Consider the following 19,461-nt stretch of genomic DNA (forward strand, 5'->3'; position numbering starts at 1 on the left):
AAGCGGCTATGAACGCTCCCGACATTAACCATTGTCTTTCGATTCCGCCTGCTGCGGGATCTCAACTGCTTCGGAATCCGCCATGCGTCTGTCCCGCTATTTCATGCCCATCCTCAAGGAAAACCCCAAGGAGGCGGAAATCGTCTCCCATAGGCTGATGCTGCGCGCCGGCATGATCCGCCAGCAGTCGCAGGGCATCTATTCCTGGCTGCCGCTCGGCAAACGCGTGCTCGACAAGGTCAACGCCATTATTCGCGACGAGCAGAACCGGGCGGGCGCAATCGAGTTGTCCATGCCGACCCTACAATCGGCCGAACTCTGGCAGGAAAGCGGCCGCTACGACGCCTATGGCAAGGAGATGCTGCGCATCAAGGACCGCCAGGATCGGCCGATGCTCTATGGTCCCACCAATGAGGAGATGGTGACGGATATTTTCCGCTCCTCCGTCAAATCTTATAAGGACCTGCCGCTCAATCTCTATCACATCCAGCTGAAGTTTCGCGACGAGATCCGTCCGCGCTTCGGCACGATGCGCTCGCGCGAATTCATGATGAAGGATGCCTATTCCTTCGATCTGACGCGCGAAGGGGCGGAGCATTCCTATAACAAGATGTTCGCCGCCTATCTCAGAACCTTCGATCGGCTCGGCCTGCGCGCCATTCCGATGCGCGCCGATACCGGCCCGATCGGCGGCAATCTCAGCCACGAATTCATCATCCTCGCCGATACCGGCGAATCCGAGGTCTTCTGCCACAAGGATTTCGTCGGCTTCGATATTCCCGACGACCGCACTGATTTCGACAGCGTCGAGGGCCTGAAGTCGATCTTCGACAAGTGGACCTCGCTCTATGCGGCGACTTCGGAAATGCACGACGAGGCGGCCTTCAACGCCGTCCCCGAAGGCGAGCGCCTGTCGGCGCGCGGCATTGAGGTCGGCCACATCTTCTATTTCGGCACGAAATATTCCGAGGCGATGGGCGCGAAAGTGCAGGGCCCCGACGGCAAGGAACACTTCGTTCACATGGGTTCCTACGGTATCGGCCCGACACGCCTTGTTCCCGCCATCATCGAAGCATCGCATGACGACAACGGAATCATCTGGCCGGCCTCGGTCGCGCCCTTCGATATCGTGGTGATCAACATGAAGGCGGGCGATCAAGCCTGCGACGATACTTGCGAGCTGATCTATGCGGCGCTCACCAAGGCCGGCAAGGATGTGCTCTACGATGATACCGACGACCGGGCCGGCACGAAATTCGCGACCGCCGACCTGATCGGCGTACCCGTCCAGATCATCGCCGGCCCGCGCGCGGTCGCCAACGGCGAGGTCGAAGTGAAGGACCGCAAGACTGGCGCCCGCGAAACGATGACCATCGAAGCGGCGATCAACAGGTTCGTGGCTTAAGGAAACGGAGGCGAAATGGCAGAGGCAGCAGTGGACCGGAGTTCGAAATCCGGCTTGGGTCCGGCTGGCAAGCCATTTTCCACTTTCGAACGCCTCGTGGCGTGGCGCTACCTGCGCGCCCGCCGCAAGGAAGCTTTTATCTCAGTGATCGCCGGCTTTTCTTTCGTCGGCATCATGCTCGGTGTTGCGACGCTGATCATCGTCATGGCCGTCATGAACGGCTTCCGCACCGAGCTCGTCTCGCGCATCCTCGGCATCAACGGCCATATGATCGTCCAGCCGTCCGATGGCCCCTTCACCGATTATGCCGACCTTTCCAGCAGGCTCGCTGCCGTACCGGGAGTGAAGATGGCGCTGCCTTTGGTGGAAGGCCAGGTGCTCGCCTCCGCCCAGGCCGGTGGTAGCACCGGCGCGCTGGTGCGCGGCGCCCGCGCCGAGGACCTGACCAAGCTCAAGACGATCTCCGGGAACATCAAATCCGGCGACATGGTCGGTTTTGCCTCCGGCCAGGGCGTGCTGATCGGCACCGGCATGGCCAACCAGCTCGGCCTGAGCGTCGGCGACCTCATCACTCTGACCTCGCCGGATGGTGACATTACACCGATGGGCGTCAGCCCGCGCGTTAAGTCCTATAAGATCTCCGGCCTCTTCGAGATCGGCATGTCGGAATATGATTCTTCGATCATCTTCATGCCGCTCGAGGAAGCGCAGCTTTATTTCAATGCCGAGGGTCTGGTGCAGTCGATAGAGCTTTTCGTCGATCACCCCGACGATATCGACACTCTGCGGCCCAAGGTGGAGGAAGCGGCCGGCCGCCAGATCAACCTCACCGACTGGCGCCAGCGCAACCAGACCTTCTTTTCGGCGCTGCAGGTCGAGCGCAACGTCATGTTCATGATCCTGACGCTGATCGTGCTTGTCGCGGCTCTGAACATCATCTCCGGCCTGATCATGCTGGTGAAGGACAAGAGCAGCGATATCGCCATTCTGCGCACCATGGGCGCCAGCGCCGGCGCGATCATGCGCATCTTCTTCATGACCGGGGCGGCGATCGGGATCGTCGGCACTGTTGCCGGCGTGCTGCTCGGCGTTCTCGTCTGCGTCAACATCGAATCCATCCGTCAGTTCTTCTCCTGGATTTCAGGCACGGTGATCTTCAATCCGCAGGTCTATTTCCTCAGTCAGCTGCCGGCCGAGATGCAGCTCAGCGAAACGATCTCGATCGTCATCATGGCGCTGACGCTCTCCTTCATCGCGACCATCTTTCCGGCCTGGCGCGCGTCCAGGCTCGATCCGGTGCAGGCCCTGCGCTACGAATAAGGAATGCCGCCTTTATGAAACGCAACGTCGTTCTCAAGCTTACCGGCGTCGAGCGCCATTACGGGCAGGGCGATACGCTGCTGCCGATCCTGAAGGGCGCGGATTTTTCGATGTCGAAGGGCGAGATCGTCGCTCTCGTCGCTCCCTCCGGCACCGGCAAATCGACCCTGCTGCATATCGCCGGCCTGTTGGAGCATCCGGACGGCGGTGAAGTCAACATCAGCGGCCATGCCTGTGACGGCCTGAGCGATGAGAAACGCACCGCGATCCGCCGCAGCGAAATCGGCTTCGTCTACCAGTTCCACCACCTGCTGCCGGAATTTTCCGCACTTGAGAACATCATGATGCCTCAGCTAATCGCCGGGCTGTCCTGGAAGGAAGCCGGAGAGCGGGCCGGCCAGCTTCTCGATTACATGCGCATCGGCCACCGCGGCGCCCATCGCCCTGGCGAACTCTCCGGCGGCGAGCAACAGCGCGTGGCGATCGCCCGGGCCGTCGCCAATGCGCCGACCCTGCTGCTTGCCGATGAGCCGACCGGCAATCTCGACCCGGAAACGGCAAGCTACGTCTTCGATGCGCTGGAGGCGCTGGTGCGCCAGTCCGGCCTCGCGGCCCTCATCGCCACCCACAATCACGAACTCGCCCGCCGCATGGATCGGCGTGTGACCATCTCGGATGGCAAGATCGTCGATTTCTGAAACTGAGGTCAGGGGATGACTAGCCCGCCGCGATAATCGAGCATATAGGCTTTCCGGTCATCGACCATGATGCATTCATTGCCGCTGAACCGCTCGCAGTTCCCTTCGCTGTGATCGATGTAGCGGCCGAACGCATGATCGAATTCCATTCCGCCGAGAAAGCGCCCCTGCTGATACATGGCTGAAAGTGCCGCCTTGATCACCGCGCCGGCGGCAGCGCCGTCGATGAGCTCAGGGACAACGATCCAGCCGAAATAATTCATCACCCAGACAGGCTCCCCGGCAAACCAGACAACCTCCTGTCCCGCGAAATCGGTGCCGCCAAAGTAGCTGTCGAGATAGCGCCAGTCGCCGCACTCATAGCCGATATCGTGGGCACCCGGCCGGCAGGGCACGCGCGGCACACCGCCGCCGACATAGGTCGCAGCCTTGGCCTCCACGACGAATTCATTGAGCATTGCAATGTCGAGCATATCCCGTTCTCCTCTCGGCCGGATGCTGGCAAATATGCTGCGGCATGTAAAGAACAGAAACAGAACAAAAACGGCAAGCAAGGCGGGTCGCTGCGAGAGGCGCACTGCCGTTTGAGTAGCCTGTCCGATCCGTCACCGATCGCGAGAGAACAGGCGCAGCCCATCGTATCGCTTGGCACTCTCATCGATTCGCGATTCGCGTCCTGGATTTTAAAACGCAAGAAAGAAGGAAAAGATTCCTGTTGACAATGGAACATAAATCGAACAAATTGAAAACATAACGAGTAAAGGAGAGCCAAATGACTGACATGATCCGTGATATCGCAGCATTCACCTCCATCGCAATGTTCGTCGCCAGCTTCTCGCTCATCGTCATGGCGATCTAAAGTTTTCAGGGGACCGCATGGCCATCATGCGGTCCGCAAGCGGGACTTGTTCTGGACATCATCGCCCTCTATGCCGACAATGCGTCCGACTCATTCGGGTGATTGGGAAGGCATGACATGGCGGATACGGCAAAGGGTTCTACGGGTGAGGCGATCGGCGGCACGCCGGGCTTCATCCACCTGAGGGTCCACTCCGCCTATTCGCTTCTCGAAGGCGCCTTGCCGCTGAAGAAGATCCTCTACAAGGCAACCGGCGACAGCCAGCCGGCGATCGCCATCACCGATACCAACAATCTGTTCATCGCGCTGGAATTCTCCCAGAAGGCGATGGACGACGGCCTGCAGCCGATCATCGGCTGCCAGGTCTCGATCGACATGGAAGACGGGCTGGAAACGGAAAAGCGCGGCGGCCAGCAGGCGCTGGTCAAGCTGCCGTCGATCGTTCTTCTCGCCGCCACGGATGCCGGTTACGAACGACTGGTCGATCTCGTCAGCCGCGCCTATCTCGGCGGTGAAAGCAACCAGGCTATCCATATCCGTGCCTCCTGGCTGGAGGAGGCCGGCACGGAAGGGCTGATCGCCCTGACCGGCGCCCTGACCGGGCCTGTCGACGCGGCGATCAAGGAAGGCCATCCCGCGCAGGGGGAGGCCCGGCTGCTTGTGCTGAAACGTCTCTTCGGCGACAGGCTCTACGTCGAATTGCAGCGGCACGGCACTTACGACAAACGTCACGAACAAAAGATCATCGGCCTCGCCTATAGCAATGACCTGCCGCTGGTTGCGACCAACGAGGCCTTCTTTCCGACACGCGACGATTACGACGCCCATGATGCGCTGATGGCGGTCGCCCACAATGCCATCGTCTCCGACGACAGCCGCTTTCGCCTGACCCCGGACCATTATCTGAAGAGCCGGGCCGAGATGGCCAAGCTCTTCGCCGATCTGCCGGAAGCACTGGAAAACACGATCGAGATCGCCAAGCGCTGCTCCTTCGTGCTGAAGACGCGAAAGCCGATCCTGCCGCGCTTCACCGGCGCGACTGACGACGCCGAGGAGGCTGAACGCGCCGAGGCGAGCGAACTGCGCCGCCAGGCTGTGGAAGGGCTGGATATGCGGCTTTCGACGCTCGGCATGTCACCGGGCTACGAGGAAAAGGATTATCGCGAGCGGCTGGATTTCGAACTCAGCGTCATCGAGCGCATGCGTTTTCCCGGTTACTTCCTGATCGTTGCCGACTTCATCAAATGGGCCAAGCAGCACGACATTCCGGTCGGTCCCGGCCGCGGTTCGGGCGCGGGTTCCCTGGTTGCCTACGCTTTGACGATCACCGACGTCGATCCGCTGCGGTTTTCGCTGCTCTTCGAACGCTTCCTCAATCCGGAACGCGTCTCGATGCCGGACTTCGACATCGACTTCTGCCAGGACCGCCGCGAAGAGGTGATCCGCTACGTCCAGGCCAAGTATGGCCGCGAGCAGGTGGCGCAGATCATCACCTTCGGTTCGCTGCAGGCGCGCGCCGCCCTTCGTGACGTCGGCCGCGTGCTGGAGATGCCCTACGGCCAGGTCGACAAGATCTGCAAACTGGTGCCGAACAACCCGGCCAATCCGACGCCGCTCTCCAAGGCGATCGAGGAGGAGCCGAAGCTGCAGGAGGAGGCGGCGAAGGAGCCGGTCGTCGCCCGCCTGCTCGACATCGCCCAGAAGATCGAGGGGCTATACCGCCATGCCTCGACCCATGCCGCCGGCATCGTCATCGGCGACCGCCCGCTGTCCAAGCTGGTGCCGATGTATCGCGATCCGCGCTCGGACATGCCGGTCACCCAGTTCAATATGAAGTGGGTGGAGCAGGCCGGCCTCGTCAAATTCGACTTCCTCGGCCTGAAGACGCTGACGGTGTTGAAGGTCGCCGTCGATTTCGTCGCCAAGCGCGGCATCAAGGTCGATCTCGCGGCCATTCCTCTCGACGACAAACCGACCTACGAGATGCTGTCGCGCGGCGAGACGGTCGGCGTGTTCCAGGTGGAAAGTGCCGGCATGCGCAAGGCGCTGATCGGCATGAAGCCGGACTGCATCGAGGACATCATCGCGCTGGTGGCGCTCTATCGCCCGGGTCCGATGGAGAACATCCCGACCTACAATGCCCGCAAGCACGGTGACGAAGAGCTGGAATCGATCCATCCGATGATCGACCACCTGCTCAAGGAAACCCAAGGGGTCATCGTCTATCAGGAACAGGTGATGCAGATCGCCCAGGTCCTGTCCGGTTACTCGCTCGGAGAGGCCGATCTTCTGCGCCGCGCCATGGGCAAGAAGATCAAGGCCGAGATGGACCAGCAGCGCGAACGCTTCGTCGTCGGCGCCGTCAAGAACGGCGTGTCGAAGCCGCAAGCCGACAATATCTTCGAACTGCTGGCGAAGTTCGCCAATTACGGCTTCAACAAGTCGCATGCCGCTGCTTACGCGATCGTCTCCTACCAGACGGCCTATATGAAGGCGCATTATCCGGTCGAATTCCTCGCCGCCTCGATGACGCTCGACATGTCCAACACGGAAAAGGTCAATGACTTCCGCCAGGATGCCAAGCGGCTAGGCATCGAGGTGATCGCACCCTCGGTGCAGACGTCCTTCCGCCATTTCCAGACCGGTGACAACCGCATCTATTACGCGCTGGCCGCCCTCAAGGGCGTCGGCGAATCCGCCGTCGACCATATCGTCGAGGTGCGTGGCGACAAGCCCTTTGCCGGCATCGAGGATTTCTGCCTGCGCATCGATCCGCGCCAGGTCAACCGCCGTGTATTGGAAAGCCTGATCTTTGCCGGCGCCTTCGATTGTTTCGGCACCGATCGCGCCCAGCTTTCAGCCGGCCTCGACCGCATCCTCGGTTATGCCCAGCGCGCCCAGGAGAACAAGCTGAGCGGCCAGTCGGATATTTTCGGCAGCACGCTGACCTCGGGGCCCGAGAAGATTTCCCTTCCACCGTTTTCGCCCTGGCTTGCCTCCGAGCGGCTGCTCAAGGAATTCCAGGTGCTAGGCTTCTATCTCACCGCCCACCCGCTCGATTCCTACAACAACCTCCTGCAGAAGATGCGGGTGCAGACCTTTGCCGAATTTTCCCAGGCGATCAAACAGGGCGCCTTCAATGCGCGCCTCGCCGGCACCGTCATTTCGAAGCAGGAGCGCAAGACCCGCACCGGCAACAAGATGGGCATCATCGTCTTTTCCGATTCTTCGGGCCAGTTCGAGGCGGTGCTGTTTTCGGAAATGCTCAACCAGTACCGCGACGTGCTGGAGTCGGGAAAATCCTTCGTGCTGACCGCCACCGGCGAGGAGCGGCCGGAGGGGATTGGCCTGCGCATCCAGACGATCCAGTCGCTGGAGGAAAAGTCGCTGCAGATGCAGAAGGCGCTGCGCGTCTATATCAGAGATTCCGGGCCGCTGAAGATGGTCGCCGGCCATCTCAACGCCAGGGGCGATGGCCTCGTTTCCTTCATCGTCATCAAGGAGGAGGGCAAACGCGAGGTGGAAGTGGCGCTGGCTGAGAAATACCGCATCACGCCGGAGATCGCCGCCGCTCTTCGCGCCGCGCCCGGTGTTGTCGATGTCGAGCTTGTCTGATCATCTCGGGGTGATGCACATCACCCTGGGCGATTTGATCATCCCGGGGTGATTGCGATCAACCCCGGGTGATGGTGATGAAATCCGTGCCTTCGCCGGTATCCCGGCCAAGGCCGGTATCGGAGATCGTCAGCGTCGAGCCGGGTGCGATCAGCGCCTCGATCCTGTGCCGGGTCTCCTCCGGGATCGTGATGCGGTTGAGCGACCGGGCGATCGGCCTGCCGCTGACGATCGAGCTTTCCTGATTGGTGACGCCGAGCCGCTTCATCGTCTCGCGGGAGAGATTGTTTTCGAGCGTGATGCCGAGCCAATCCGCCGAACCGGCCTTTTCATCGAGTGCATGCAGCGTTAAGAAATGCGTGCCAAGCGCCAAGCCCTGATCGGCGATCGTCACTGGCGCTTCGAAGATCGGCTTGAACGCCCGGCGCACCATGATGACGCCGTTCGGCGGCTCGCCCTTGCCTGTTGCGGCATAGACCGATTTCAGCAGCGTGTCGGAGATGAGGCTCCTGTCGCCGGCAAATTCCGCCGGCCGCAGCGTCTTGAACGCCTTGATCGCCTGCACGGTCGCCGGCCCGAGCAACCCGTCCGGAACGCCGGCGGAAAAGCCGAGCTGGTTCAGCAGCGTCTGGATGTCGATCACCGTCTCGCGCAACGTGCGGCGGGTGATCAGCATGCTGATCGGTTCGGATGGCCGCTCCGCTTCGGGCGCTGCAACCGGCGGTGCTGCCGGCATCGGCATCGCAGCCGTGTCGTTCATCGCCACCTGCACCGGTGTGCCCGGGCTGTCGGGCATCGAAGGCCGCAGTTCGACATCCGAAAGCAGAAGCATCGGCGCCGGCGCCTGCGGATGGAAAAGGGTCGGATGGTCGATCGGCTGCGGCACCACTTCGCCATCGCTGATGATGACGGGAATGCCGGGCTCGGTCATCCCGTATAGCTTTTTTGCAAAGGCGCCGGGCATGCGCACGCAGCCGTGCGAGGCCGGATAACGCGGCACGGAATTGGATTCGTGCAACGCAATGCCCGACCATGTCAGCCTCTGCATGAAGGGCATTGGCGCGTTCGAATAGAGATTGGATTCGTGGTATTTCTGCTTTTCGAGCACCGAGAAGATACCGCTCGGCGTCGTATGTCCGTCCTTGCCGGTTGAGACTTTCGAGGTCGCGACGACCTCGGTGCCGTCATAGACCGCAAGCGACTGCTTGTCCTTCGAGACGATGATCTGCAGCGTGCGCGCGTCCGCGGCCAGAGCAGGGTGCACGAGTGCGGTGGCCGACAGCAAGCCGAGGCCGAAGACGAGACGCGAGAACATGATAGCCAACCATACGCAATACTTGCCCGGCACATTATGGGACGAAGTTTAAGGAAGATTTTATAGGTCGCACGGCGCTCACGCCTCACGCTTTAGTGATCGCGCTTGCCACTGCCGAAGGTGTAGCCGGTCTCGACGGTGTTCTTGCCGAACTTGTCGCGCAACTTGTCCATCGCCGCTTCGGCGGCCGCCCGCCGGCCCGATTGCCGGTCGATGAGATCGGGCGGATCGGCGCGGGCGGCATCGCCGAGATCGGTGACGCCGATGCCGATCAGCCGGAACTTCGTGCCGTCGGTTTCTTTTTCGAGAAGCTCAAGCCCGACGCGAAAGATCCGGTCGGCAAGCTGGGTCGGGTCTTCGAGCTTGCGGTTGCGCGTGCGTAACTTGAAGTCGGCGGTCTTCATCTTCAGGACCACTGTCTGGCCGGCGATGTCGTTTTTCTTCAGCCGCCAGGAGACCTTTTCCGAGAGATTGCGCAGGATCGGCACTAGATCGTCATAACGCCAGATATCTTCGAAGAAGGTGGTCTCCGATGAAACGCTCTTGGCCGCATCATTGAGATGCACTTCACGGTCGTCGATGCCGCGCGAAAGCCGGGCGAGCCGCTGGCCGATGCTGCCGTAGCGGCGCATCAGGTCGTTTTCCTCCATCTGCTGCAACTGGCTAATGGTGCGGATGCCGTCCGCTTCCAGCGTCGCCGCAAAGGCCTTGCCGACGCCCCATATCGTAGTGACCGGACGCGGCGCCAGAAACTCGACCGCTTCCTCACGCCCGATGACGGAAAAGCCGCGCGGCTTCTGCAGGTCGGAGGCGACCTTGGCGAGGAATTTGCAATAGGAAAGCCCGACCGACACGCTGATGCCGATCTCCTTTTCGACCCGGCGGGCGAATTTGGCGAGTGTACGGGCCGGCGGATCGTGATGCAGCCTCTCGGTACCGCCGAGCTCCAGGAAGGCCTCGTCGATCGACAGCGGCTGCACCAGCGGCGTCAGATCCTGCATCATGGCGCGCACCTGGCGCCCGACCCGGACGTATTTTTCCATGTCCGGCCGGATGACGATCGCCTGAGGGCAGGCTTCCAGCGCCTTGAACATCGGCATCGCCGACCGCACGCCGTGGATGCGGGCGATATAGCAGGCGGTGGAGACGACGCCGCGTTTGCCGCCGCCGACAATCACAGGCTTGTCGGCAAGATCCGGATTGTCGCGTTTCTCGACGGCCGCATAGAAGGCGTCGCAATCGATATGCGCAAGCGTCAAGGCATAGAGCTCCCGATGGCGCACCAGACGCGGGCTGCCGCAGGACACGCAACGGCGCGCCTCGCCCTTCTGCTCGGCAAGGCAGTCGCGACAGAAGCCGGGTGTCTTGTCGGGCGCGGGCGTCATCATGAGAACAAAGGTTGAACGCCGCGAGACTACGCCTTAAGCTTCCGAGTCTCAAGAGAGGCGGGAGCTTTGCCTTTGGATAACGATCTTCGTTTCGAACCGGTAACGGCAGAACGCTGGGACGATTTCGAAACCCTGTTCGGGCCGCAGGGTGCCTTCTACAATTGCTGGTGCCTCGCGTTGCGCCTGCCGCATGCGATCAGAACGAAGATGGCGGCCGACGAGCGCAAGGCGCATATGCACGACCGGATCAAGGCCGGGCCGCCGCCGGGCATTCTCTGTTATGCCGACGGCGCGCCGGTCGCCTGGGTCCAGGTCGGGCCGCGCCATGACGTGCCGCAGTTCAATTCTTCGCGCACGGTCTCGCGGCCGTTGGAGGAGAGCGATGCGGACGATCCGTCGATCTGGGCCGTCAGCTGCTTCTTCCTGCTACCGCGCTTGCGCGGCAAGGGCATGAGCCATCGCCTGCTTTCCCTAGCGATCGATCACGCCCGGCGCCAGGGCGCGCGGCTGCTCGAGGCCTGTCCGATCGATCATGTGAAGCAGTCGAAATCGGTGACTCTCTGCATCGGCTCGACGGCGATCTTCGACGCGGCCGGTTTTGAGACGGTGGCTCGGCGCAAGGACGGCCGTCCGCTCATGCGGCTGGAACTGCAGGGCTGAAAGCGCCGGCAAGGAAATGCGCCTCGATCAGCGCGGCGGCATCAGTCCAGTCGCTGACGCGGGTGATGCCGTCGGCGGCCGCCGGCGCGAAACGATGAACGGGAGAGTCGGGCATCAGGTGAATCAGCAGGCAATCGGCAACATGTTCCCTAACGGAATGCAGATTGCGCGCCATATCATCGATGAAGACGACGGGAAGGGAGCGGCTGGCATGCAATGCGTGAACGATCGGCCCCTTGGGCTCTTCGCTGGCAAGCAGTGGAAAAAGCAGGCCGATCCGGTCGAGGAGGCGGCGGCGCTGATCCTGGAACCGCGGCTGCATGGCCGTCAGGAAAAGCACGTCGGCGGCCTCAGAAAGCCGGCCGAGCGTTTCGACGACGCGATCGAGCGGCGTCTGCCACAGCTCCTGCGCCTCGAAAAACTCCTCGATCAGTCGGCTGACCTGCTGATCCTCGATCTCCGCGCCATCCGTCTGCGAGACGATGTTGCCGTGGAGCCGGAACGAGCGCGGCAGGAACGCATGACCCTGGCTTTCAAGAAAAAGCTGGAAGGGGCCGATGAACTGCAGCACGACATCGTCGACGTCGCAGACGATCAGCGGCCGTTTGCCGAGCCGGATATGCGAGATATCGAGTTCCCCCATGCCGGTCACCGTCAATATTCCCCGGAATCGAGGCCCGGCGAAGAGAAATGCTGCCAGGCGGCAGTGACCGCTTCCGGGCTGATGCCGCTCGCCGCGCAAAAAGCCATCGCCGTCGGTTCGTGGTTCATCAGGAAATCCATCATGCCGGCGAGAAAGCTGGGGTCGTTGACGGCGCTGCGCACCTGGCCGGGCGCGACACCGGTCAGCGCAAGAAATCGGCCGAACATGTCGGGGTCGTCGGCAAGCCAGCCGAGCACGGCGATCGCGGTCGCGTGCGGGTCGGCGGCCTGTTGTTTCGAAGTCTTGAAGTTGCTTTGCATTTCGAGGGGTAAGTTACCTTTTCTTCAACCAAATGCCGCTAGCGTGCGCTATCGGTTTCACGGAGCTCTTGTCCGCATGTGCCTTTCTCATGGGACGAACCGCTGCGCGAACGGACGTAGGGACAGCTTGTCATGCCCAAACAGGTGATGATTGTAGAAGATAACGAGCTCAACATGAAGCTCTTTCGCGACCTCATCGAGGCGTCCGGCTATACCACGATCCAGACCAGAAACGGCATGGAGGCGCTCGATCTGGCGCGCAAGCATCGCCCCGACCTCATCCTGATGGATATTCAGCTTCCCGAGGTCTCCGGCCTCGAAGTCACGAAATGGCTGAAAGAAGACGACGAGCTGCACGTGATTCCCGTCATCGCCGTCACGGCTTTCGCGATGAAGGGCGACGAGGAGCGGATCCGCCAGGGCGGCTGCGAAGCCTATGTTTCTAAGCCGATCTCGGTTCCGAAATTCATCGAGACGATCAAGACCTATCTGGGCGATGCCTGACGCATCGGAAAGACAGCTATGACTGCGCGAATACTGGTGGTTGACGATATTCCGGCCAACGTGAAGCTGCTCGAAGCGCGGCTGCTTGCGGAGTATTTCGACGTGATGACCGCGGCCGACGGCTACACGGCGCTGGCGATCTGCGAGCGCAACCAGGTCGATCTGATCCTGCTCGACATCATGATGCCCGGCATCGATGGTTTCGAGGTCTGCGAGCGGCTGAAGGCCAGCCGCAAGACCGCCCATATCCCTGTCGTCATGGTCACGGCACTTGATCAGCCGGCCGACCGCGTCCGCGGCCTGAAGGCCGGCGCCGACGATTTCCTCACCAAGCCCGTCAACGACCTTCAGCTGATTTCACGGGTGAAGAGCCTGCTGCGGCTGAAGACGTTGAGCGATGAACTGCGCATCCGCGCCGACACCGCCCATACGATGGGCATCGACGACCTCATGCGGGCAGGCGAGGGCCGTGCCGACGAGACCGGTCAGATCCTGCTCGTCGACGGCCGCGCCAATTCGCAGGAGCGCATCATCAAGGCGCTGAAGCCCGTCGCCGACGTGCTTGCCCTTTCCGATCCGCAGGCAGCGCTCTTCGAGGCGGCCGAAAGCCCGTTCGACCTCGTCATCGTCAACGCCAATTTCGACGATTATGATCCGCTGCGCCTCTGCTCGCAGCTGCGCTCGCTGGAGCGCACGCGCTTTCTGCCGATCCTGATCATCACCGAGCAGGGCGCGGACGAGATGGTCGTGCGTGCGCTCGATCTCGGCGTCAACGACTACATTATCCGCCCGGTCGATCCCAACGAGCTTGTTGCCCGCAGCCTGACGCAGATCCGTCGCAAGCGCTGCAACGACCGCCTGCGCGCCAGCGTCAAGCAGACGATCGAGCTTGCCGTGACCGATCCGCTGACCGGCCTTTATAACCGGCGCTATCTCGACAATCACCTGAACGTGCTCTTCAACCGTTCGATGGCGCGCGGCCGGCCGCTTTCGGTGCTGATCACCGATATCGACCGCTTCAAGCAGGTGAACGACACCTATGGTCATGACGGCGGCGACGAAGTGCTGCGGGAATTTGCCAATCGTGTCCGCTCGACCATTCGCGGCGCCGATCTCGCCTGCCGCTACGGCGGGGAGGAATTCGTCGTCGTCATGCCGGATACCTCGCCGGAAATTGCCGCCGCTGTCGCCGAGCGCCTGCGGGCGGCCGTCGAAAACGCGCCCTTCAGGCTGAAACACGCGGGAGAGGCGCTGAATGTCACCGCTTCCTTCGGCATCGCGTCGCGCGTCGGTTCGGTGCTGACCCCGGATCAGCTGATGAAGCAGGCCGATCTTGCGCTCTACGAAGCCAAGAATACCGGCCGCAATCGCGTCGTCGCTGCCGCGGCCTGACGAATCAGCTGTCGCCTTATGTGCCGTTTATGGGTTTTCCACCGTGGTAAGCGGACTATTACCGATTTTTAATGCTCGCCCGCACAGCGCGGCGTGAAAAATTTGCAGTCAAATAGCCCAAAAATGGATTTCCGGCTTTGCTGCGGATGCGCCGCTGCCCGATAGTCTTGAAGGCGTCCGGCCATAGCTAAAAATAAAACCCCGACTATAAAAACCGCCTTCGGCCGATGGGCTGAAATAGAGTCCCGCCGCACCACATCACGTAGGGGGAGGGCAGGTGTAGGTTATTACGTTATATTGTCGAATTTCTTGGGTGGGTCAGCGTCTAGGCTTCATCCCTAAGCAGAGGCGATAAATCTTTGTATGTACCAAAACTGGACTTTTAACCATAGAATCAAGTCCGCAAAAATCATCATTAAGAATTTGTTGATTTTCTTTCATTTTTGCGCAAATTATCGGCTCATAAGAGAAGCGCTCCCGCTGAGGAGTTGTCGATACCCCATGATGCTCAGGTCCGCCGCATCTCCTGGGTCGTGGGGTCGGTCGGCTAGTAGGCAAGTTATAGCGGTTCCTCGTGCCGTTTTGCATGCTGGCCGACCCCCTTTCAAGAAAACGCCGCCACTTCCCGAAGATGGAAGGGCGGCGTTTTTCTGTTTGCGCTGTCATTTTCAAGAGGGCCAATTCGGGCAATAAAAAACGCGCAACCCGAGGGCGCGCGCTTTTTGCGAAATCCGGCAACCAAGTGATTACTTGATCTTGGTTTCCTTGAACTCGACGTGCTTCTTAGCAATCGGGTCATACTTCGTCTTCGTCATCTTGTCCGTCATCGTACGGCTGTTCTTCGTCGTGACGTAGAAGAAACCGGTGTCGGCTGTCGACAGCAGCTTGATCTTGATTGTTGTAGCCTTGGCCATGGTCGTCCTGCCTTTAAGAAAATGAAAGCCGTGGAAGCCGGATGGGCTCCACGGCAAATTCTGGCGCGAAACTACGAATCCCGCCCGAAAAGTCAAGTCCGTTTTCGAATGAACATCAGTCTGATGCCGGAAAGTAGGGCGTAGAGGCCGAAGAATGCGGCAATCGCCCAGGCAAAACCGTTATTTCCGGCGACATCGATCGCCGCACCGATTGCCTGCGGCCCGGCCACGGTTCCCATCGCATAACAGAAGACGAAGGCGGCATTGGCCGCCGCAAGGTCGGAGCCCGTCAGCCGTGAGCCGAGATGACTGAGGCCGACCGTATAAAGGCCGGAGACGCAGCCGCCCCAGAAAAGCAGGAGCCCGGCCATCAGCAGCCAGTTGTCAACCAGCAGCGGCAGCATCATCGAACCGACGAAGCCCATCAGCGCCATGCCGGCCAGAAGCGGCCGCTTGTCGGGAATGCGGTCGGAAAGCAGGCCGAGCGGGATCTGGAAGATGACATTGCCGACGCCCATCATGGTAAGCAGAAGTGCGGCCTGCGATTCGGTGAAATGGGCGCGTACGGCAAAGATCGGGAACAGGGACAGGCCGCCCGCTTCGACCGCGCCGAAGATGAAGACCGCCGCCGTTGCCGTCGGCACCAGGAAGACGTAGCGCATGAAATGCAGCTCCGGTTTTTCCTCGAGCACCGGGCTCTCGTCGCGGGCAATGAAGATCGGAATGGCGGCCAGCAGGATAGCGCCGGCGCCGATCAGGAAGGGGAAGATGCCGTCGCTGCCGAGGATCGAAAACAAGAGCGGCCCGGCCGCAAAGCCGAGGGAAAGCACGGTCGCATAGATGCCGAGCACGAAGCCGCGTTTGGACGGCGGCGAGGCGGCATTGATCCAGAATTCGGAAAGGATGAACAGCGTCGTCGTTGCGCCGTGAAAGGCGAAACGCAACGGAAACCACATCCAGAAATCCTGGGCATAATAAAACCCAAGCGCGCTCAGCGCCGAAATCAGCACCGCCCAGAGCATAGTCGGCGCAACGCCGTATTTATGCGCGAGCCTGGTGGTGATGGGTGCGGCGGCCATCGCCGCGACGCCTGCCATCGCCGTGTTCAGCCCGATCAGTGTAGACGAGATGCCGCGTTTTTCCAGGATGATGCTAAGAAGCGGGAGCCCGAGGCCGATTGCTATGCCAACGGCTGAGATCGACGAGATGGCTGCCACCAGAGAAGGCCAATGGATTTCCTCGACATCGCCCGGTGTGCCGTTTCTCGGCTGAGACATTTATCCATCCTTAGAAAGCTGCGCGAGCGAATCGGCCGGTCCCCGTCGGACAGATAGACACAGACGTGCCAAATCCGGGTGACGGATGCCGCTTCGCAGTATTTCCGATGTGAGTGACCATCTGCGGAATGTAAAGCCCGTTCGGCCAAGAAATGCTTACCATGTCGGGTTGAGGATCGTCGGCTGCCGCATTTGGGTGGTGGTCGGTGGAGCGCTGGCACTACACGGTAAATATGTCTGGAAGGTGAAAGTGATCACTCCGGGCGTCCGGGGATGTCATAATCGTCCGGACCATCGCTCTCGCCGCCGAAACCGTGCATGCGCAGCGCCCATTGCAGGCCGATGACGCCGCCCTTGATCGGCTGGATCGAGGCGAGCGCGGTGATGACGGTGATCGGTGCCCAGATGGCAATATGCACCCATATCGGCAGCACGAAGGTCATGTCGGTCAGCATGTAGCCGCCGACCACGACGTGTCCGAGAACGAGGATGACGATGTAGGGCGGCAGGTCGTCGGCGCGTTGGTGATGCATCGCCTCGCCGCAGGCCGCGCAATGATCGACCGGCTTCAGGAAGGCACGGAAAAGTTTGCCGCTGCCGCAGGCCGGGCAGCGGTTCACCAGCCCGCGCAGGATGGAGCGTCCCAGCGGACGCTCGGCCTCGGGCCTGTCGCCATAGCGGACGACCGGTTCGGTCGGTGTGCTCATCGCATCTTCCTCTTCAGGCCGCATAGGCTGGTGAATCTCGCCCAATGCCGCTTTCGGACAGCCGGAACATTTCAATGCCGCCCGCGCGGTGGCCTCGTTCCCGGCTTCTTGCGAAGCGGGCCCCGGTCGCGGCGGCCGGCTTTGTGGAAGGAGCGCACCGCCGCCGGCATCGCGCGCCCTTCGCTGACCATCTCGAACCGAAGCGCGCCGGCAAGCGGGATTGCTTCGGCAAGCTTCACCGTGACGTTGTCGCCAAGGCGATAGCCGAGCCCCGTACGTTCACCCGAGAGCGCCTGATGCGCCTCGTCATAGATGAAATAGTCGGTGCCGAGCGTCGATATCGGGACGAAACCGTCGGCGCCATACTCCGGCAGGGCGATAAAAAGCCCGGATTTCGTAACACCCGAGACCCGCCCGGCAAATTCCTCGCCGACGCGTCCGCTCAAATGATGCGCGATCAGCCGGTCGACCGTCTCACGCTCGGCCGCCATCGCCCGGCGCTCGAAGGTCGAAATTTCCGCGGCGATATCGTCGAGCGCTGCCTCTTCCTCTGTCGTGATGCCGCCTTCGCCGAAGCCGAGCGAGCCGACGAGGGCGCGATGCACGATGAGATCGGCGTAACGACGGATCGGCGAGGTGAAATGCGCGTATTTCATCAGGTTGAGGCCGAAATGGCCGATATTCTCGGGGCCGTAGATCGCCTGGCTCTGCGAGCGCAGCACCATCTCGTTGACCATGGTCTGGTGCGGCGTGCCGTCGGCCTTCGCCAGAATGCCGTTGAAGTTGTTGGCGCGCATATTGCCGCCCTTGGCAAGCGGGATGCCGAGCGTCGCCAGGAACTCGCGCAGGATTTCCTGCTTGGCAAGCGTCGGCCCGTCATGGATGCGGTAGATCAGCGGCTGGCGTTTCTTTTCCAGGGTCTCGGCGGCGGCGACGTTCGCCTGGATCATCATCTCTTCGATCAGCTTGTGCGCGTCGAGCCGCGGCGGCACGTGGACCCGGTCGACGGTGCCGTCGGGCTTCAGCAGGATCTTGCGCTCCGGCATATCGAGTTCCAGCGGCTGGCGCCGGTCGCGGCCGCGCTTCATCACCTCGTAGGCGTGCCAGAGCGGCTTCAGGATCGGCTCGAGCATCGGCCCGGTCTTGTCGTCCGGCTTGCCGTCGATCGCCGCCTGCGCCTGCTGGTAGGAGAGTTTGGCCGCGCTCTTCATCATGACGCGATGAAACGTGTGGCCGATCTTGCGGCCTTCCCCGGAAAAGCTCATGCGCACGGCAAGCGCCGGGCGGTCGACGCCTTCCTTCAGCGAGCAGAGATCGTTGGAAATGCGCTCCGGCAGCATCGGCACGACGCGATCCGGGAAATAGACCGAGTTGCCGCGCTTCAGCGCCTCGCGGTCGAGCGGCGACTTCGGGCGGACATACCAGGAGACGTCGGCAATCGCCACGGTGACGATGACGCCGCCGGGGTTGTCGGGCGAGGGGTCGAGTTCGGCATAGACGGCGTCGTCGTGGTCCTTGGCATCGGCCGGATCGATGGTGATCAGCGGCACGTCGCGCCAGTCCTCGCGATGCGACATCGTCGCCGGTTTTACGTCCTCCGCCTCGGCGATGACGGCTGGCGGGAAGACATGCGGAATGCCGTGCGCATGGATGGCGATCATCGAGATCGCCTTTTCCGAGCCGACCGAACCCACGACCGAAAGCACCTTGGCGCGGGGCAGGCCGAAGCGCCCGAGACGGGCGACTTCGATCTCGACCAGGTCGCCGTCTTTGGCACCGCCGGTGAAGTCTGGATCGATGACCATCTCCTCGCCGCGCCGCTCGATCGGCAGCAGCCGGCCGCCGCCGCCGGGTGCTGCGCGGAAAACGCCCATCGAGGCGCCGCGGCGCTTGTCGATCACTTTGATGATCCGCGCCGTATAGGCCGGCCCGCCGCGATCGACGGCCGGGAAGATCTTCGCCAGAATGCGGTCGCCGAGGCCGGCGACCGGTGCCTTGCCCTTGCCCTGGCGGCCTGCGGGCGATTGCTGGCGGATGGCGACGGCGGGCGCGACACCCTGATCCTCGGGCCATTCCGCCGGCCGGCCGATCAGATCGCCGTCCTTGTCGCGCGTGGTGATATCGAGAACGGTGACCGGCGGCAGCGCGCCGGGGCGGATTAGCGACTTGCGGTTCTTCTGCAGCATGCCTTCCTGCTCGAGCTCCTGCAGCATGTGCTTGAGCTCGACGCGGCTGTCGCCCTTCAGCCCGAAAGCCTTGGCGAGTTCCCGCTTGGAAGCTTTCTGCGGATGATCGGCGATGAAGCGCAGGATCACCTCCCGCGACGGCAGCGCGCCGTGGACGATATTCAGCGGCTCGACGGCGGGAGCATCCTTGCCGGCACGGCCGATCTTGCCCGGGCGCTTGCCCGCAGGGTTCGTTCTGTCGCGCGGTATTCTGCTCAC

The 19,461-nt window shown here is 61.7% G+C and carries 16 protein-coding genes; 7 read left to right on the top strand and 9 right to left on the bottom strand.

Going from position 1 to position 19,461, the window contains the following annotated elements:
- Positions 1-82: 82 nt before the first annotated feature.
- Genes proS through OS035_RS18030 form a run of 3 tightly spaced genes read left to right on the top strand, consistent with a single transcriptional unit; the run spans position 83 to position 3,423 of the window.
- Entirely contained in the window at positions 83-1,405 is a 1,323-nt protein-coding gene (gene proS / locus OS035_RS18020) for a proline--tRNA ligase (RefSeq protein ID WP_064838076.1), read from the top strand.
- A gap of 15 nt (positions 1,406-1,420) precedes the next feature.
- Positions 1,421-2,725 (top strand): lipoprotein-releasing ABC transporter permease subunit, encoded by a 1,305-nt coding sequence (locus OS035_RS18025; protein WP_097627221.1) that lies wholly within the window; start codon positions 1,421-1,423, stop codon positions 2,723-2,725.
- A 14-nt stretch (positions 2,726-2,739) separates the two neighbouring features.
- Positions 2,740-3,423 carry an ABC transporter ATP-binding protein gene (locus tag OS035_RS18030; RefSeq protein WP_097627223.1) on the top strand — a complete coding sequence of 228 codons (684 nt, stop codon included), beginning with the start codon at positions 2,740-2,742 and terminating at the stop codon, positions 3,421-3,423.
- Between the two features lie 8 nt (positions 3,424-3,431).
- Here OS035_RS18030 and OS035_RS18035 read toward each other — a convergent pair whose 3' ends face one another.
- Positions 3,432-3,896 (bottom strand): DUF5680 domain-containing protein, encoded by a 465-nt coding sequence (locus OS035_RS18035; protein WP_097627226.1) that lies wholly within the window; start codon positions 3,894-3,896, stop codon positions 3,432-3,434.
- A 503-nt stretch (positions 3,897-4,399) separates the two neighbouring features.
- Here OS035_RS18035 and dnaE point away from each other — a divergent pair.
- Positions 4,400-7,897 (top strand): DNA polymerase III subunit alpha, encoded by a 3,498-nt coding sequence (dnaE, locus tag OS035_RS18040; RefSeq protein ID WP_097627228.1) that lies wholly within the window; start codon positions 4,400-4,402, stop codon positions 7,895-7,897.
- 58 nt (positions 7,898-7,955) lie between these two features.
- Here dnaE and OS035_RS18045 read toward each other — a convergent pair whose 3' ends face one another.
- Both OS035_RS18045 and OS035_RS18050 read right to left on the bottom strand, forming a co-directional pair.
- Positions 7,956-9,212, bottom strand: coding sequence for a L,D-transpeptidase family protein (locus tag OS035_RS18045; RefSeq protein WP_331813941.1), 1,257 nt, complete (start codon positions 9,210-9,212; stop codon positions 7,956-7,958).
- 92 nt (positions 9,213-9,304) lie between these two features.
- Positions 9,305-10,597, bottom strand: coding sequence for a DNA polymerase IV (locus tag OS035_RS18050; protein ID WP_331813943.1), 1,293 nt, complete (start codon positions 10,595-10,597; stop codon positions 9,305-9,307).
- A gap of 75 nt (positions 10,598-10,672) precedes the next feature.
- Between OS035_RS18050 and OS035_RS18055 the strand changes: the two genes are divergently transcribed.
- On the top strand, positions 10,673-11,260 hold the full coding sequence (locus tag OS035_RS18055) for a GNAT family N-acetyltransferase (protein ID WP_331813944.1): 588 nt from the start codon (positions 10,673-10,675) through the stop codon (positions 11,258-11,260).
- Here the strand turns inward: OS035_RS18055 and OS035_RS18060 are convergent.
- Positions 11,235-11,903: a hypothetical protein gene (locus OS035_RS18060; protein WP_097627289.1), complete on the bottom strand. Its 669-nt coding sequence runs from the start codon at positions 11,901-11,903 to the stop codon at positions 11,235-11,237. The genes OS035_RS18055 and OS035_RS18060 overlap by 26 nt on opposite strands.
- 11 nt (positions 11,904-11,914) lie before the next feature.
- The gene (locus OS035_RS18065; protein WP_097627234.1) at positions 11,915-12,223 is read right to left on the bottom strand and encodes a DUF3572 domain-containing protein; all 309 of its coding nucleotides are present in this window, start codon (positions 12,221-12,223) and stop codon (positions 11,915-11,917) included.
- 132 nt (positions 12,224-12,355) lie between these two features.
- Between OS035_RS18065 and OS035_RS18070 the strand changes: the two genes are divergently transcribed.
- Both OS035_RS18070 and OS035_RS18075 read left to right on the top strand, forming a co-directional pair.
- Positions 12,356-12,727, top strand: coding sequence for a response regulator (locus OS035_RS18070; protein WP_003547430.1), 372 nt, complete (start codon positions 12,356-12,358; stop codon positions 12,725-12,727).
- An 18-nt stretch (positions 12,728-12,745) separates the two neighbouring features.
- The gene (locus OS035_RS18075) at positions 12,746-14,119 is read left to right on the top strand and encodes a PleD family two-component system response regulator (RefSeq protein WP_097627236.1); all 1,374 of its coding nucleotides are present in this window, start codon (positions 12,746-12,748) and stop codon (positions 14,117-14,119) included.
- A 746-nt stretch (positions 14,120-14,865) separates the two neighbouring features.
- Here the strand turns inward: OS035_RS18075 and rpmG are convergent.
- From rpmG to rnr, 4 genes are all read right to left on the bottom strand, one after another.
- Positions 14,866-15,033, bottom strand: coding sequence for a 50S ribosomal protein L33 (gene rpmG / locus OS035_RS18080; RefSeq protein ID WP_003587245.1), 168 nt, complete (start codon positions 15,031-15,033; stop codon positions 14,866-14,868).
- 92 nt (positions 15,034-15,125) lie between these two features.
- Positions 15,126-16,310, bottom strand: a complete 1,185-nt coding sequence (locus OS035_RS18085) for an MFS transporter (protein ID WP_054181885.1) — start codon at positions 16,308-16,310, stop codon at positions 15,126-15,128.
- A gap of 254 nt (positions 16,311-16,564) precedes the next feature.
- Positions 16,565-17,017: a DUF983 domain-containing protein gene (locus OS035_RS18090; RefSeq protein WP_331813947.1), complete on the bottom strand. Its 453-nt coding sequence runs from the start codon at positions 17,015-17,017 to the stop codon at positions 16,565-16,567.
- A gap of 71 nt (positions 17,018-17,088) precedes the next feature.
- Positions 17,089-19,461: a ribonuclease R gene (gene rnr, locus OS035_RS18095; RefSeq protein WP_331813948.1), complete on the bottom strand. Its 2,373-nt coding sequence runs from the start codon at positions 19,459-19,461 to the stop codon at positions 17,089-17,091.

The organism is Rhizobium sp. 268 (assembly GCF_036571585.1).
GTDB classification, from domain to species: domain Bacteria; phylum Pseudomonadota; class Alphaproteobacteria; order Rhizobiales; family Rhizobiaceae; genus Rhizobium; species Rhizobium redzepovicii.